General features: G+C 62.2%; 15 protein-coding genes. 9 read left to right on the forward strand and 6 right to left on the reverse strand.

The window, feature by feature from the left end; genetic code table 11:
• Positions 1-74: 74 nt before the first annotated feature.
• The gene (locus FOY53_RS00370) at positions 75-593 is read right to left on the reverse strand and encodes an FxsA family protein (RefSeq protein ID WP_146584531.1); all 519 of its coding nucleotides are present in this window, start codon (positions 591-593) and stop codon (positions 75-77) included.
• 105 nt (positions 594-698) lie between these two features.
• Here FOY53_RS00370 and FOY53_RS00375 point away from each other — a divergent pair, with 105 nt between their 5' ends.
• Genes FOY53_RS00375 through FOY53_RS00385 form a run of 3 tightly spaced genes read left to right on the forward strand, consistent with a single transcriptional unit; the run spans position 699 to position 2,988 of the window.
• On the forward strand, positions 699-1,358 hold the full coding sequence (locus tag FOY53_RS00375) for a Tim44/TimA family putative adaptor protein (RefSeq protein ID WP_146584533.1): 660 nt from the start codon (positions 699-701) through the stop codon (positions 1,356-1,358).
• Positions 1,355-2,398, forward strand: coding sequence for a murein transglycosylase A (gene mltA, locus FOY53_RS00380; protein WP_146584535.1), 1,044 nt, complete (start codon positions 1,355-1,357; stop codon positions 2,396-2,398). The genes FOY53_RS00375 and mltA overlap by 4 nt, the downstream gene beginning before the upstream one ends.
• A complete protein-coding gene (locus FOY53_RS00385) occupies positions 2,395-2,988 on the forward strand; it encodes a Smr/MutS family protein (protein ID WP_146584537.1) in 594 nt (197 codons plus the stop codon). The genes mltA and FOY53_RS00385 overlap by 4 nt, the downstream gene beginning before the upstream one ends.
• Here the strand turns inward: FOY53_RS00385 and FOY53_RS00390 are convergent.
• Positions 2,985-4,211 (reverse strand): MFS transporter, encoded by a 1,227-nt coding sequence (locus tag FOY53_RS00390; RefSeq protein ID WP_186766465.1) that lies wholly within the window; start codon positions 4,209-4,211, stop codon positions 2,985-2,987. The two genes, FOY53_RS00385 and FOY53_RS00390, sit on opposite strands and share 4 nt — an antisense overlap.
• A 442-nt stretch (positions 4,212-4,653) precedes the next feature.
• Here FOY53_RS00390 and FOY53_RS00395 point away from each other — a divergent pair, with 442 nt between their 5' ends.
• Complete coding sequence (locus FOY53_RS00395; protein ID WP_146584539.1) at positions 4,654-5,520, forward strand: polyprenyl synthetase family protein; 867 nt, start codon at positions 4,654-4,656, stop codon at positions 5,518-5,520.
• A 55-nt stretch (positions 5,521-5,575) separates the two neighbouring features.
• On the opposite strand, the gene FOY53_RS00400 is transcribed toward FOY53_RS00395, so the two are convergent.
• Together FOY53_RS00400 and FOY53_RS00405 are read right to left on the reverse strand one after the other, a co-directional pair.
• A complete protein-coding gene (locus FOY53_RS00400) occupies positions 5,576-6,112 on the reverse strand; it encodes an isopentenyl-diphosphate Delta-isomerase (RefSeq protein ID WP_146584541.1) in 537 nt (178 codons plus the stop codon).
• Positions 6,113-6,253: 141 nt separating this feature from the next.
• On the reverse strand, positions 6,254-7,348 hold the full coding sequence (locus tag FOY53_RS00405) for a polysaccharide biosynthesis/export family protein (RefSeq protein ID WP_146584543.1): 1,095 nt from the start codon (positions 7,346-7,348) through the stop codon (positions 6,254-6,256).
• Positions 7,349-7,479: 131 nt separating this feature from the next.
• On the opposite strand from FOY53_RS00405, the gene FOY53_RS00410 reads away from it, so the two are divergent.
• Both FOY53_RS00410 and FOY53_RS00415 read left to right on the forward strand, forming a co-directional pair.
• Positions 7,480-8,340, forward strand: a complete 861-nt coding sequence (locus tag FOY53_RS00410) for an NAD-dependent epimerase/dehydratase family protein (protein WP_186766466.1) — start codon at positions 7,480-7,482, stop codon at positions 8,338-8,340.
• Positions 8,337-8,960 (forward strand): sugar transferase, encoded by a 624-nt coding sequence (locus FOY53_RS00415; protein ID WP_146584547.1) that lies wholly within the window; start codon positions 8,337-8,339, stop codon positions 8,958-8,960. Before FOY53_RS00410 ends, FOY53_RS00415 begins: the two co-directional genes overlap by 4 nt.
• Before the next feature lie 10 nt (positions 8,961-8,970).
• Here the strand turns inward: FOY53_RS00415 and FOY53_RS00420 are convergent, their stop codons facing one another.
• Both FOY53_RS00420 and FOY53_RS00425 read right to left on the reverse strand, forming a co-directional pair.
• Positions 8,971-9,648, reverse strand: coding sequence for a YjbF family lipoprotein (locus tag FOY53_RS00420; RefSeq protein ID WP_186766467.1), 678 nt, complete (start codon positions 9,646-9,648; stop codon positions 8,971-8,973).
• 2 nt (positions 9,649-9,650) lie between these two features.
• On the reverse strand, positions 9,651-11,696 hold the full coding sequence (locus FOY53_RS00425) for a YjbH domain-containing protein (RefSeq protein WP_146585392.1): 2,046 nt from the start codon (positions 11,694-11,696) through the stop codon (positions 9,651-9,653).
• 295 nt (positions 11,697-11,991) lie between these two features.
• On the opposite strand from FOY53_RS00425, the gene FOY53_RS00430 reads away from it, so the two are divergent.
• The 3 genes from FOY53_RS00430 (at position 11,992) to flgK (ending at position 15,737) form a co-directional block, all read left to right on the forward strand.
• A complete protein-coding gene (locus FOY53_RS00430; protein WP_146584550.1) occupies positions 11,992-12,831 on the forward strand; it encodes a flagellar motor protein MotB in 840 nt (279 codons plus the stop codon).
• 108 nt (positions 12,832-12,939) lie between these two features.
• Complete coding sequence (locus FOY53_RS00435) at positions 12,940-14,241, forward strand: flagellar hook protein FlgE (protein ID WP_146584552.1); 1,302 nt, start codon at positions 12,940-12,942, stop codon at positions 14,239-14,241.
• 50 nt (positions 14,242-14,291) lie between these two features.
• Positions 14,292-15,737 (forward strand): flagellar hook-associated protein FlgK, encoded by a 1,446-nt coding sequence (gene flgK, locus FOY53_RS00440; protein WP_146584554.1) that lies wholly within the window; start codon positions 14,292-14,294, stop codon positions 15,735-15,737.
• Positions 15,738-15,746: the final 9 nt, after the last annotated feature.

Consider the following 15,746-nt stretch of genomic DNA (forward strand, 5'->3'; position numbering starts at 1 on the left):
AGGCTCATTTCGCACAGTGCTTAGCAGTATCGCCAGCGTCCCTCAATGGTCAGTGGCCCGACCTGGCGTCGCCATCAGTGCTTGGTCCACCCCGAGCCGGGATGCGTCGGCTGTTTTGGCGGCAGCACATCTTCGGCGGCGGTCACATCCTCGTAATCACCATCGATCACGTCACCGCGACCTGCGGGCCGCCGTGGCCCTTGTGGTCGTTGTGGCCCCGGGCCGCGTCCCATTTCGAACCGTTGCACCTTGATGTGCTTGCGCAGATAGTTGAAAACCGCGACGCGCACCGGAGGTGTCAGAAGCGCAAACCCGACCGCGTCGGTAAAAAATCCCGGAGTCAGCAACAATACGCCGGCCACCAGGATCATCGCGCCATGTGCCAGCGGTTCGGTCGGATCGTTCAAATCCGAAAACGACCGTCGCACATTGTTCAGCGCCTGCACCCCCTGTGAACGCACAAGATATGTACCAAGGACAGCCGTCAGAACCACGATGGCAAGGGTCGGCCACAGGCCGATCAGCCCACCCACCTGGATGAACAGCGCAATCTCGATGATCGGGACTGCAAGAAAAGCTGCAAATAGCCACATCTGTCCGGTCTCCTTCTCCTGCGGCGCGGTGGACTCACCCGCACGCAGCACCTACATAAGGTCATAACCGATCCTTTTAAATGCATGCCTTACCGCGAGGTCTCGATGAACTCACCGATTATCCAACTTCTGGTTCTTGCCGGAGTGGCCGTTTTCCTGATCCTGCGCCTGCGTGGCGTGTTGGGAACACGGGACGGATTTGAAAAGCCGCCCTCCTCCGGATCCCTGCCGAAAGGCAAGGGACGTCCGGATTTCGAAGTGATCGAAGGCGGGCCTGATCACGACATCATCGACCATGTGCCCGAAGGCAGCCCGGCAGCGGATGCGCTGGCCCGGATGAAGCGGATCGAGCCAAGTTTTGGGGTCGGTGATTTTCTCGGCGGCGCACGTGGCGCTTATGAGATGATCCTGATGGGGTTCGAGCACGGCAATCTGGCCGAGATCAAGCCGTTCCTCGGCGCAGAAGTGTACGAGAGCTTTGCCGACGTGGTTGAAGCCCGCGAAACGCAGGGCCTGAAGATCGAGGCCGACTTCATCGGGGTGCGCGAGATGGTGTTGCAGGATGCGACGCTGAACGATGAAACCGGTCTGGCGGAACTGACCGTGCGCTATGTTGGGGAACTCACGTCGGTTGTGCGGGACAGCTCCGGGCAGATCGTCGAAGGCAGTGCCAAGCAGACCAAGAAGCAGAAGGACATCTGGACCTACGCCCGCACCATGGGAAGCGACGATCCCAATTGGCAGCTTGTCGCAACAGGCGAATGATCCGAGCGCTGTTTACAGCACTTCTTACGGGGGTCGTGATGGCGGGTGCTGAAGGCAGGGCTGACACCGAACCGGGCTATGCGCTTCTTGATTTCGACGATCTGCACAACTGGGCCGATGACGATCACGCCGCCGCGCTGGCGGTGTTTCGCAACACATGTCAGGATCTGGAAGGCCCGGACTGGCGATCTCTCTGCGCGTTGGCACGGGATGCCCGCGATGCCCGGCAGTTTTTTGAACTGTTCTTTCGCCCGGTGCAGATCAGCGACGGCGCCGACGGGCTTTTCACAGGCTATTTCGAGCCGGAGCTGGACGGCTCGCCGGTGCCAACGCCACGTTTCCGGTATCCCATTTACCGCATGCCGCCAGAGGCGGCGAGCGCCGGGCCCTGGCTCAGCCGGCGGGACATTCTGACGGGCACCGCAATGTCCGGGCGCGGCCTTGAAATTTGCTGGGTCGATGATCCGGTCGAGCTGTTCTTTCTGCAGGTGCAAGGCTCCGGACGTGTGCGCTATTCCGACGGGCGCACGGTCCGTGTGGGTTACGGCGGCGCAAACGGTCACCCATATCGGTCAATCGGTCAGGAACTGGTCCGTCGCGGCACCTATGATGCCCACCAGGTGTCTGCCGAGGTGATCAAGAACTGGGTACGGCGCAATCCGTTCGAGGGCGAAGAGCTGCTGTTTACCAATCCATCCTATGTGTTTTTCCGCGAAGTCAGCGAAGTGCCGGCGGACAAGGGACCGCTGGGCGCAATGAACCGGTCGATTACTGCGATGCGGTCCATTGCCGTCGATCCTGCCTACACGCCCCTGGGGGCACCCGTATGGATCGAAAAGCACGGGCAGGCGCCGCTGAACCGATTGATGATCGCCCAGGACACCGGGTCGGCGATCAAGGGGGCGCAGCGGGCGGACATCTTCTTTGGCACCGGCGACTCCGCAGGGCAGGCGGCAGGTCAGCTGAAGGACCCCGGACGGTTGGTGGTTTTGATGCCGATACAACGCGCCTATGCGCTGTTGCCGGATCCGCTGCAATGACCCGTCGGCGCGTGCGGCCCGAAGAACTCGAGCTGTGGCGACAGGTGGCGCGCAGCACGGAAAAACTGGGCCGGCGCGATCATTTTGCCCCGATCGGACCAGCCGCCCGCAAACCGGACGCCGCGCCGCCGCCGCGATCCGTTGATCCTCTGACCCCATTCACGCTGGGACAACTGGCGCCGAACAGTCCCGAGGTTTCGCCACTGCCCCGCACCACCACACAGCGTTTGCGTGGCGAGGCGGTGCATATGGACAAGAAGGCGCACACGCGCCTCAAACGCGGCAAGCTGACCCCCGAGGCACGGATCGACCTGCACGGGATGACCCTGGATCAGGCCCATCCCAGTCTGATCCGCTTTATCCTGACGCAGCAATCCCAGGGCGCGCGGTTGGTGCTGGTGATCACCGGAAAGGGTCAGCGCGAAGATCCCTATGCGCCGATGCCGCACCGGCGCGGGGTGCTGAAACAGCAGGTGCCGATGTGGCTGCGCATGGCGCCGGTTGCGCAGGCGGTGTTGCAGGTCACCGAAGCGCATATACGTCACGGGGGCGCCGGCGCCTATTACGTTTACCTCCGCCGCAACCGTTAGGGGGTTTGCGGTCCAAGCAGCGCGGCCGCGCGCCTGACCCCGAACCGCATCATCAGTGTGGCAAAGATGAAATACCCGGCAACGCCCAGATACTGGGTACTGATCGACAGGCCGTGATCAATCAGAATGCCTGTCAGTCCGGGACCGACAGCGGTGCCGAAGACCATCACGGCCGCCCCCATCGCCTTGATCGAGCCGAGATGGCGGGTTCCGAAAAATTCCGCCCAGAAGGCATTGGGCAGGGTCGATTGCATGCCCTGTGTCATGCCAAGGAACACCAGACCCGCCAAGGCGCCGCTCAAGGTGTCGCCCTGGGCGAAAAACAGGAATGCAATCGCTGCCGGCAGCTGGAACCAGGGCAGCACACGGGGTGTACCGAAACGATCCAGCGCCCAACCCGACAGGATCATCGACGTGACGCCGACGAGGGTGAAGGCCGGGAACATGGCGACCAGCGACAGGTGATCCCACCCCTTGACCCCGGCATAATGCACCTGGTGGAAGAAAAACGCGGTGCTGAAGGCGGGTGGCCCCATGAGCGCCGGAATCATGAACCAGAACAGTCGGTTGCGAAACACTTCGTTGCGGCGCCAATGGCGGCCCTCCATTCCGGCGGACTGGTCGGTTTCTGCCATGCTCTGCGGTGTGCGTTCCTGCCGCAGCAGCGCAAACAGCAGTGGAATCGCGCCCAGGCCGATCAGAGCGGCGACAATCCAGAGCAGCCGCCAGTCGACAACCAGCATCAGCGATACAAAGGTGATCGGCAGCACCGCCTCGCCCAGTGCAACGCCGAGGCCGGCCACGGACAGCGCCCGTCCGCGCGTGGCGACAAACCAGCGCGACATCGACACCACCGCAATGTGGCTGGTCATGCCCTGACCAAAGAACCGCAGCGCGAAAATGACAACCGGGAGCAGCGCCGCAACCGGATTCAGCGCCATGAACAGACAGGCGCCGGCCAGACAGCACAGCACAAACGCCCCCAGAGCCCGCGACCGATACAGATCGGTGAGACCGCCCGCCCAGACCATCGCAATCGCCGAACAGGTGGTTCCCAGAGAATAGATCGCGCCCCAGGCACCGTTGCTCAGCCCGAAGGCCGCGCGGATTTCGCCTGAAAATACCGCAATGAAAAAGGTTTGCCCAAAGCTTGACAGAAAGCTGAGCATCGCGCCGGCAGCCAGCCAGCGGGCGTTTTCGCGCAGAAACAGGAACAATGCCATCTCTGCTCTTTGTCTGCCGTTGGAACGCGGCGCAAGCGAATTTCCGGGACTTTCACATCCTTAAGACGAAATCGCCAGAATTGCCGCCAAACCTCCGCAGAAGCACCCGGCGACAGGCGCATCCGCCTGTTTGCACGCCGGTAAGGAGTGTTGCGCCCGACGGGTGGCGGATCGTGAGCGCGAGACGGGAAACTGCCCGAAAGCGTAACGAAAACGACACGCTTTCGCGACTGAGCCCATGATGCAGGAGACTCTCCGGAACGCTGCATCTTGCCACTGTGCGCGGCATGGGTTTCTACTGATGTTACACCCATGGCGGTCTGACGGTGCCCACGGGTGGACGGTTCAGGCGCCCGGAATCACGCAGACGGGCAGCTGGTCCGGCGCAAGTAATTAGTGCATGTCCGGGCAGTCTGACTTGGCCCGGAAACAGGAGTTGCCGATGTCCATAGAGGCGCGTGTCGATGCGGCGATTCGCAATGCGGTTGCTCAGGGGCAGGGTGGCAAAGCCCCGGCGAACCTGTCCCGGGCATTGAGCTACGCGACAACACCGGGCGGTGCACGAATCCGGCCGACCATTTTGGTCTCTGTGGCGATGGCATGTGGCGAAGACCATCCCGATGTGACGAATGCGGCGGCTGCGGCTGTCGAACTGGTCCACTGTGCGAGCCTGGTTCACGATGATCTGCCTTGTTTCGATGACGCCGATATGCGGCGTGGCCGACCATCCCTGCACCGTGCCTTTTCCCATCCACTGGCTGTCTTGACCGGGGATTCCCTGATCGTCCTGGCGTTTGAGGTGCTCGCCCGGGCTGCCGGTCTGGTGCCGGGTCGGGGTTTGGCGCTGGTCATGGCGCTGGCGCAGCAGACGGGCATGCCGTCTGGTATCTGTGCCGGCCAGGGTTGGGAGAGCGAGGCCGAAATTGACCTTTCGGCCTATCATCGCTCCAAGACCGGTGCCCTGTTCATTGCCGCGACGCAGATGGGGGCCATTGCCGCCGGTCACGAGGCTGAACCCTGGTACGAGCTTGGCGCCCGTATTGGCGAGGCCTTCCAGGTGGCTGATGACCTGCGCGATGCGCTGTGCGATGCATCCACCCTGGGCAAACCGACCGGGCAGGATTCTCTGCACGGACGGCCAAACGCTGTGAGCGAACTGGGGGTTCAGGGTGCGTCGCGGCGACTCAACGACATTCTGTCCGGCGCGATTGCATCGATACCGTCCTGCCCGGGAGAGGCGCGGCTGGCCCAGATGGTGCGGATGCAGGCGGACCGGATCATTCCCGTGGTGTCAACCTTCCGGGTCTGACCGGTGCTTCAGAGACCGAGCAGGCATCCCGACAAGAACAGTCTTGCCGTGATCGTCAGACCGGCGCCCGCATCGCTGCGGAAAAGATCCGGTCTGCGTAGCTGCCAAGATAGATCCGCAGCCAGGGCGTAAATTCGTCCGGTTCAGCCGCTACAGCGGCGAGAAGTGCCCCGTAGGGGATCCAGCGGATGTCCATCACCTCGCCCGGGTCGGGCTCGGGCGTCAAATCCACAGGGGCTTCTGCCACGAAGATGTCGACGACTTCATGTTCAATCAGCCCTCCGCCGACATCCGCGCGGTATTCCACCCGGTCACGGTATTCAGGCGACAGGCCGGTTATGCCCAGTTCTTCGGCGAGACGGCGCACAGCGCAGTCAAGACCTGACTCCTGCCAGCCGGGGTGGGTGCAGCAACTGTTGGCCCAGAGACCGGGTGTGTGATATTTGCCCATCGCCCGGCGCTGGATCAACACCTCGTTTCCGCGCGTGACAAAGACCGAAACAGCCTTGTGGCGCAGGCCTTTGACATGCGCCTCGAGTTTGTCCACCGGGGTGAGTTCTCCGTTCACCCAGGCGGGAATTTCGATGCTCACGTAATTGTCTCCCGCGGTGAATGACTGAAAGGGGGTGACGCTGACAGATGGTTTCATCTGCATGGCGGCCCGGGCCCGGTGCATGATGCCCTCACGCTGCCGGGGCGCCGGACAGCGCCCTGGATCAGAGGCTCTTGACGCTCAGTTCAGGGCAAGACCCTGTGCCTGACGGGTGAGGCCAAAGACACTGCCGATGAGACTGAAGACCGTTTGCGCCTTGGTCAGCGGGGACTCGGTGGCCAGAACCGTGTCCTGCGGGTTGATGCGGAATTTGCGTGCCGCAAACAAGCCGTCCGCCGAAGTCAGATCAAAGGTGAAGATGACATGCTGCCGACCGGGTCCGGTGTTGTCATACCGCACTTGGCGGGGCGAATATTCCCGCAGGACCATCACACCCTTGGGGTCGGCCCGGGAATCCTGAATGCCGCCCATCAGCGACATCGCTTCCAGCGCCGTGAGCTCATCCTTGGGGAAATAGATCAGGTCTTCGTTGCCCGAGGCACCCAGCGCCGTAAAGCTGCGCTCGTCCTCTTCGACCACAACGGTGTCGCGGGCGCGCAGCGTCGTGTTGCGGCTTCCGGTGGCATAGAGATCCTTGGCGGTGATGCGGTAGGTGGCCCCGCCGCGCAGCAATTTGACCACAGGGTTGCGCATGGTCTGGGTGATGCCGCCGCCGGTCGCCAGAAGGCTGAGGATCTTGTAGTTGCGCGACACCAGCGGGTAATTGTTCGGACGTTGCACTCCGCCAACCAGATCCACGGAGTTGCCCAGCCCCGGTTGCAGGCTGACCTGAACCTGCGCCGAGGGGACAATCGGCTCCATCTGCGCCTGAATGCGCGCGCGCGCCGACGCAGGTGTCAGTCCGCGGACATAGACCTGATTGACATAGGGCAGGAAGATCGCGCCATCGGATCCAACCTCGATGCCCTTGAGCGTCGTGGCCTTTTCCGCCGGGTTGGTGATCAGCGAATTTTCCTGACTGTCCCAGATGATCACATCCACCAGATCGCCGGCCTGAATGACCGAGGAATTCGGACCCTCGCTGGTGGCCAGCCAGTTGAAGTGCGTCTCTTGTCCCGTCGCCGGCCAGGAGGCGATGCCGGGCATGTTGGCCCGGGTCACGGGAACAACCTGGAAAGTCGGGTTTTCTTCACGTGCCTCCTGCAGCACTTCGGATTGCAGTGCCGCGCCGCGCGGCAGACTGCACGCCGCGACGAGCAACACTGCCGAAAACATGGCAACCAGGCGCAAAGAGTTCCGCACGTATCGTCCCCCAACGATTATGTCTGACTTCGGGGTCTTTCTAGCGGTAGACGGCGCTGATAGACAGACGGTTTATGCAAGATTGCGGCGAAGGGCGGCAAAAAGTGGCGCAAAGACAGCAAGGCCCCCGGATCATCATTCTGGGGTCGAACGGCAAGCTTGGCCGACTTGTGCGGGCCGTCTGGTCCGCAGGTGGCGGCGGTGATGTGCATTTTGTGCCCGTTGTGCGCCGCGCATCGGGAATTACAGATGAGCTGGTCTGGGCACCGGGCATGGACTTGACGAATTTACCGCAGGCTGACGCCGTTGTCGCGCTGTGGGGCGTGATCCCGGGGCAGGGGGCGGATTTGGCAGCCAACACCGCGCTGGCCCTGGCGGCGATGGAGGTCGGGCATGCTGTCGGGGCGGATCGGGTGTTTCATTGTTCCAGCGCCGCGATCTATGCCGCGGTGTCAGAACCATTGACCGAATGCGTACCGCTTGTTCCGTTGTCCGACTACGGTCAGGCCAAGCTGGAGATGGAGCGCGCCCTGCTCGCTTCGCGGCGTGACCGAGGGCCCGTGCCCGTCAGTTTGCGGATCGGCAATGTTGCCGGCGCCGAAAGTCTCTTTGCGGCGATGTCGCGGTCACAGGTGGTGCACCTTGACCGGTTTTCCGATGGCGCCGGCCCGGAGCGCAGCTATATCGCGGCCACGGATCTTGCGCAGGTTCTGGCAAAGCTTGCGACCCTGCCGCGCCAGGATCTGCCCGAGGTGCTGAACGTGGCTGCGCCGGTTTCGACGTCGATGGAGTCGATCGTCCGCGCCGCCGGTCGGCAGGTGGTGTGGCGGGATGCGCCGGCAGCCGCCACCCGTCGCGTCATCCTTGACACTGCGCGTCTGAATGCGCTTTGTCCGCTGCGCATGGAAAATGCCCGCCCAGAGTATCTGGTTTCGGATTGGTTGCGCTGGAAAGAGGCTGAATGACCCCGCAGAAAAAGCTTTTCGACATGCTGAGCGCCATTGGCCTGAGCATCGTGTTGTCGCCCCTTTTGATCGGCGTGGCGCTGGCGATCCTGATCAAGGACGGTCGCCCGATCCTGTATAAATCCAAGCGGATGACCACACCCGACAGATCCTTTCTGTTGTGGAAATTCCGCACGATGACCGTGGTCTCAAAGGATTCCGGCGTGTCAGGCGGGCACAAGGCCGAGCGCGTGACGGCAACCGGGCGCTTTCTGCGCCGCTACCGGCTGGACGAATTACCGCAGCTCTGGAACATCCTGCGCGGCGACATCAGTTTTGTCGGCCCGAGACCGCCCCTGCGTCGCTATGTGATGAAATATCCCGAGATCTATGCCGAAGTTCTGAAGTCCCGTCCCGGGATCACCGGGCTGGCGACGATGGCGTTTCACAAACACGAGGAACTCTTGCTGGCCGAATGCAGGACGGCCCAGGAAACCGAAGAGGTGTACTGCCGCCGCTGCATCCCGCGCAAGGCTCGGCTCGACCGGATTTATGCGCGCCAGAGCACGGTGTGCAAGGATTTCAAACTGATGTGGGCCACCATCCTGAGCCGGGTGACAATGCACAAACGCCCGCGTTAGGGCGCCGGCCTCATTTCCGCAGCGTTTCCACCCGCAGGTAGTTGTTGTAATCGCCGACCCACTGGCGGCTGCTCAGGGCATAGCCGGTACTGTCCACCAGAAAAGTGTCTGTAAAGGGTTTGCCCGCGCCGGTGCAGTTGGCGATCATCTTGGTGGCCGTGGTGCGGATTCGCCCCTGTGTCAGCGATTGCGTGCCGTCCGGGAACACATCGCAGGAATAGCTCAGCGTTTCGGTGACATCTTCGCCGGTGAGGAAACGCATCGCATAGGGTGTCTTGCCGGCCTGCCTGGCGCGGATCAAGGCGACAAGCCCGTCGGCGTCAGAGGACATCAGATCGCCGCCTAGACCGCGTGTCCCGGTGATCATGCCATTGCGCAGGACAACCACCTGCCGGCCAGAGGTGGCAAAGGTCTGGTAGGCACCGTTGCGCTCGATCTCGAGCACAAGCGCCTGCCCCTGACGCGATTCGATGGTGACCAGCGCGATCGGCGCCGGCGTCGCCGCATAGGCGGTTTCGATCTGGGACGCGGGAATTTGCGCTCCGCTACCGGCGGTGCCGCCGCTGGTCAGGGACCGAAAGACCTGCTGCACCATATCAACCGGGCTGGTGGCATTCCTGTCGTTGCCGCAGGCGGCCAGGCCCAGTGACAGCGACACAACAGTCAGAATCCGTGCAAAACCGTGCATCGTCATCTCCAGAACCTTCCCCAGGTTTTCGCCAGTTCCGGCGTGTGGTTCGTCCGCACCTGGTCATACAGCCGGTCCCGCACTTCAAGCTGGGCACCGCCATCGCGGGTCAGAGACTTGATATTCAGATTGTTGCTTTGACGCGTCGGCGTTCCAAGAGCCCAGCTGAGAGGAATGGTGAACCGCAGGCCCTTGTCGAACGAGCCTTCGCCGAAATCCTCGAAGGAGGCGTCGGTAAATGTCGCATAGGCACCGACCCGCCAGCCGTTTGCAAACTCGCGGTCGAGGCTGAGTGTCGCGCCGTAGTCGCCGGCCAGGTAACGCCCCATGTCCAGCTGACCGTGAAAGCCGTTGCCGAAATCGTAATAGGCCGAGGCATGGCCCATCGCGACGCGGTAGTCGCGCAGGTCGAGCATCTGGTCAAAGGCCCGTTGTTGCACGAGGTTCAGTTCGACCCCCAGCGCAAGGCGGCTGTTCACCGGTTTCCACAGCAATTCACCGGAAGCGCCGGCATACATCTTTTCAAGATAGCCCAGCGTCAGGCGGCTGTAGAGGTTTTCGCCCGGACGCCCGTAGAAGGTGCTGGTCAGATACTCGATCGCCGGATCGCCCTGCTTGCTGTATTCGGCATAATCGGTGCGCACCCGCGGCAGGTTCGATGTGATCGTCCGGGTCACGGCATCCAGGTTCCCGGCAATTTTTTTCGTCACCGCGCCGGCCAGCACGAAGTTGGGCGTCACCAGATAGTTTCCGCGCAACCTCAGCCCGCCGTCCAGACGCACAGGGTTGTCGGGATCAAAGGCGCTGACCGCGACAAAGGGCGCAAGAGACCAGGTAAAGCGGGGATACAGCCCCGGTTCGACAGCCGGAGCACGGCCAAAACCGTCCACGATCTGGCTGCGGGCCAGCATGTCGACGGCGGCGTCATTCTCGAGCGATTCCAGATCGGACCGCTTCAGGATCACCGCCGACATCGGCATCCCGTCCTGAACCGGGACAATCACAAATTCCTCGATCGAGTCGGGCAGGGTCCGGGTCATCGCCCGCGCGGTGCGGCCAATCGCCTGAGAGGCTGCACCATAGCGCGGATTGCGCAGGCGCAGGGTCGCGCGGCGCGGCTCAAGCTTGAGCCCTTCCATCACAAGACCGTCCGTCGCCATCGTCTGGGTCAGCGACGTTCTGGCTTCGGTGGTTGTGGCCGTGTTTGCGGTCCAGCCCAGATCGTTGATGTCGGCCGGGTTGCGTACCGCCACGGGCAGGGGCGCCGTCTCGACACCGCCGGGCACCGGCGCGATTTTCGGGTTGGCGAACAGCGTCAGCTGGGCGCCGACTTCGTTTCCATAGGCGTGGTACAGCGACAGCTGCGCCCCGTTGCGGAACCGGTAGTCGATGCCATAGTTCCACGCCGAGGTCCCGTCGAACTGCCCGGTCACGCGCTCTTCGTCGTAGTTGTCCGACGAATACTCCAGCTTGAAAGTCAGCCGATCGTTGGGGGCATAGCTGATGCCGCCAAAGCCCGCCACGTCGCCACGGAACCACTGGTCATATGTCGGAACGCCGCCCTGACCCAGAAATTGGGTGGGGCGCGTTCCCATGGTGGCAAAGGCATTGCGACTGGCAAGCCGACCCCAGCCCAGGCCACCGGTCACCCGCAGACCGGGTACGATGTCCTTTGAAGCGACGATGTATTCGGCACCGTAAAGTCCTGTGCCGATGAAGTCCTGCAAACCGATGGTGACGGCCGGGCGATAGGCGCCTTCCGTCAGTAGCTGATAGCGCAGGTCAAAGCTGCGGTCGTAATAGACGTCGTTGACGCTGGCCACCGTGTCGAAATTGTCGATCGCGGAATATCGGAAGCTGCCCGACAGCCGCGGCGTGATCTGGAATGACAGGGTCGTGCGGGTATTGTCGCCAAATTTCGAAACGGTCGCGCCAAGCGTCGCGTCCGGGGCGGCATCGGCGGTGGGCATGTCCACCAGACCCGGCGAGCCGTAAAGGTTGTACCCCGGGATCGGCTGCGCGCCTGACGACAGCGGCACGGTGATCATCGCCGCACCCAGCAGCAAAGCGGCCTTGCGCGTCAGGGCGCCACGGCCCTTGACGCCGCCTGTCATCCTCGGTCCGGTCAGGGTCATTTTCGCGTCCATCCAGATCATCAGCCGTTCCGCCTTTGCTAGTTCACTTGCATCAGGCTGTCTATCCGCCACACAAATTGTCCGGCCTCTGTGGGATATAGACAACGTCCCGGTCGGCGGAGATTCACCGGACAGTTTTAATTGTTAAGCCGACGGTAACATCCCGACTGCTACCCCTGTTTCCGGGTGAGTATGGAAGGTGGTGGAGATGGGTGCCGACAGCAATGTCGCGCCAGTCATCATCAAGAAGAAAAAGATCATCGCAGGCGGCGGGCACCATGGCGGTGCCTGGAAGGTTGCGTATGCAGACTTCGTGACTGCAATGATGGCCTTTTTCATGTTGATGTGGCTGCTGAACGCGACAACGGAAAAACAGAAAAAAGGTATCGCGGATTACTTTTCGCCGACGATCGCGATCAGTCGCGTCTCGGGAGGCGGCGACGGCAGTCTGGGTGGAGCCTCGGTCTTTTCCGAGAACACCTTGCCAAAAATGGGCACCGGAGCGACCAGCCTGCGACCGACGGAATCCGACAGGGCGCGCGGATCGGGCATGCGGGGCGCGCAGGCTGACGGCGAGTCGGCAGAAGACGAGGTATTCAGGGAAGTCGAGCAGTTGCTCATGGGCCGCGGCGGCGAAAGCATGGTTGCCGATCCGCTGTTGCAGCACATCGAAACCCGCGTGACCGACGAAGGGCTGGTTGTCGAAATATTCGAGGCCGCGGATGCGCGGCTGTTTGACGATGCGGGCCAGCCGACCGAGCTGTTGCGACAGTTCTCGGGCGTGGTTCTGCGGGTATCGGGCCTGGTGTCCAATCCACTTGCCATCGAGGCGCATGTGCGCGCGGCGCCGATCGTTCTGCTGCGCGACAGGGCCTGGGAGGTGTCTGCCGAGCGGGCGGGTCTGATGCGCGATCTTCTGCGCGAACAGGGGATGCCTTCGGCGCGGTTCAGTCGCGTCACCGCCCATGCCGACCGCGAACCGGTCACACGCGACAGGATGGATTTTCGAAACAGCCGGATCGAAGTGATCTATCTGCGCCGCCTCTGACCGCTGCCACCGGCTGCAATGGATTGGATTTTATCTGTTAGCGGCACGTTAAGCTGCCGCGCGTATTTGTGTCGATGACAGTTGCAGATACAGCAGAAAGGCGTGTCCATGACGATCTCTTCTTCCCTGAATGCCGGTGTGGCGGGTCTGGCTTCGAATGCCAGCCGACTCGCAACGATTTCGGACAATATCGCGAATTCGGCAACCTACGGGTACAAGCGCGTCGAAACGGATTTTGAATCGATGGTGACGGCGTCTACCGGCGGGAATTACGCCGCGGGCGGCGTGCGCACCCAATCGCGCCGGATGATCGATCAGGGCGGCTCACTGGTCGCGACCAGCAATGCAACCGATCTCGCGGTCCGCGGCCGCGGCTTTCTGCCGGTTGCCAACGTCGCCGAAGTCTCCAATGGCAATGGTGAGCCGACCATGATGCTGACCACGACCGGTTCGTTCCGGACCGATTCCGACGGCTATCTGGTTTCGGACTCCGGCATGGTTCTGATGGGTTGGCCCGCCACGGCCGACGGCGTGATCCCGGTGTTTCCGCGGGATACGAGCGACGGATTGAGCCCGGTCAGAATCTTTGCCAACCAGCTGTCCGGTGAGCCGACGACCGAGATGGCCATGGGCGTCAATCTGCCTGCGACAGAAACATATTTCGACGCGTCCGGTGACTCGTTGGACCTGTCGGTCGAATACTACGACAACCTGGGTGTGTCCGAAAACATCAACGCGACCTTCACGCCCACCATTCCCGCTGCCGGTTCGTCCAACACGTGGACCATGGTGCTCACTGACACGGCGCAGCCTGGAGTGGTGATCGGCGAATACGAAATGACGTTCGACAATTCGCGTTCGGCCGGAGGCACATTGTCATCGGTAACCACCACCACGGGTGGGGCATATGACCCGGCAACAGGCACCATCATCGTCGATGTCGCCAGCGGTCCGATCGAGATCGTGATCGGGACACCCGGCGCCAGTGACGGCCTGACTCAGTTGTCGGACAGTTTTGCGCCGCTCAACATCACCAAAGATGGCTCACCCGTCGGCAATATGACCTCTGTCGAGATCGACGAACAAGGCATGGTCAAAGCCTATTTCGACACCGGCTTCACCCGGACCATCTTTCAGGTGCCCCTGGTCGACCTGCCGAATCCAAACGGGCTTTATGCTCTGGACAGCCAGGTCTTCCTGCCGTCTCCCGACAGTGGCAGCTTTTTCCTTTGGGATGCCACGGATGGACCCTCCGGTGACATCGTCTCGTTTGCGCGTGAGGAATCGACCACGGACGTGGCTGGCGAACTGACGGACCTTATCCAGACGCAGCGCGCCTATTCCTCGAACGCCAAAGTCATCCAGACCGTGGACGAGATGTTGCAGGAAACAACCAACATCAAACGCTGACGCGGCCTGACTTCGCCTGAACCGGCCTTGACGAAATAAAGGAAACCGCCATGTCCCTTTCCGGAGCCCTGTCCAATGCCCTCAGCGGCCTCACCGCAAATGCACGCGCTGCCAGCGTCGTGTCGTCGAACATTTCGAATGCTCAGACTGACGGATATGGTCGCCGGGAACTTGCGATTTCCACCAGCACCCTGAGCTCTGGCGGTGTCAGGGTCGACGGGGTCCGCCGACACGTCAACCCGGTTGTTCTGGGTGATCGTCGTCTGTCCGATGCAGAAACCGCGATGAGCAAAACGCTGCAGGACTTCGCGGTCCGAATGGAACTGTTGGTCGGCGAACCCACGGATTCCGGCTCGCTGAGCGGGCGCATGGCGGCCTTTGAAAACGCGCTGATCACCGCCGCCAGCAATCCGGCCTCTGCGCAACGCCTGAATTCGGTGTCCGCGGCGGCGGAGGATCTGGCCGCAACCTTCAACGGTCTGTCCGCGGGTCTGCAGAATGCACGGCAAGATGCGGACAGGGCGATCCATTTTCAGGTGGACAAGCTGAATGAAACATTGGCGCAGGTCGAAAAACTCAACAACCGGATCATGAGCGCTGCGCGGCTGGGCCGGGATGCCTCGTCCCTCATGGACCAACGGCAGAAGGCCATCGATACAATCGCCGAGGCGATACCGCTCCGCAGTGTCGCGCGCGACAACGGCGGAGTGGCGCTTTTTTCCACGGGGGGCGTTGCGTTGCTGGACGGACGCGCCGCCACGCTGGCCTTTGCGCCGACGCCCATCATCCTGCCGCACATGACGCAGGAAAACGGGTTGCTGTCTGGGCTCTCGATCAACGGCAAGTCAGTGAACATGTCCGTCAATGGCCCCATGTCAGGCGGCTCGCTCGGCGCTCGGTTTCAGGTCCGTGACCAGGAGACGGTCCTGCTTCAGGCCCAGTTGGACGGTGTCGCCCGCGACGTCATTGAGCGGTTGGGGCCCGGCGGGCCGGACAGCAGTATTGCCGTGTCCGACCCGGGGCTCTTCATGGACGCCGGATCGGCCTTTCTTGCGACCGAGGAAATCGGCATTTCCGGCCGGATCACGCTCAACCCGCTTGCCGCCCGCGACGGCGGCGAAACCTGGCGTCTGCGCGACGGTCTGGGGGCAGCCGGACCAGGGGAGGTCGGCCAGGCCGGACTGCTCAACGCACTTTATGCCACGCTGACGGATGCGGTCCTGCCGTCGTCCGCAAGCCTTGCACCCACGTCTCAGAGTGTGGCGGAACGTGCGTCGGACTGGTCTTCAGCCATTGGCGCGTTTCGCGTCCGGCAGGATGCGCAGCTGTCCTTTGCACAGGCGCAGAACGTTGCTCTCAGCGAGCTGGTTCTCGCCGAAGGCGTCGATTCAGATCAGGAACTGCAGTTCCTGATCCTGCTTGAGCAGAGTTTTCAGGCCAACGCAAAGGTCATGACGACCGTGGACGACATGATCCAGACAGTTCTGGCGATTTAAGGAGAGCCC

The sequence above is a fragment of the Puniceibacterium confluentis genome (assembly GCF_007923445.1).
GTDB classification, from domain to species: Bacteria; Pseudomonadota; Alphaproteobacteria; order Rhodobacterales; family Rhodobacteraceae; genus Puniceibacterium; species Puniceibacterium confluentis.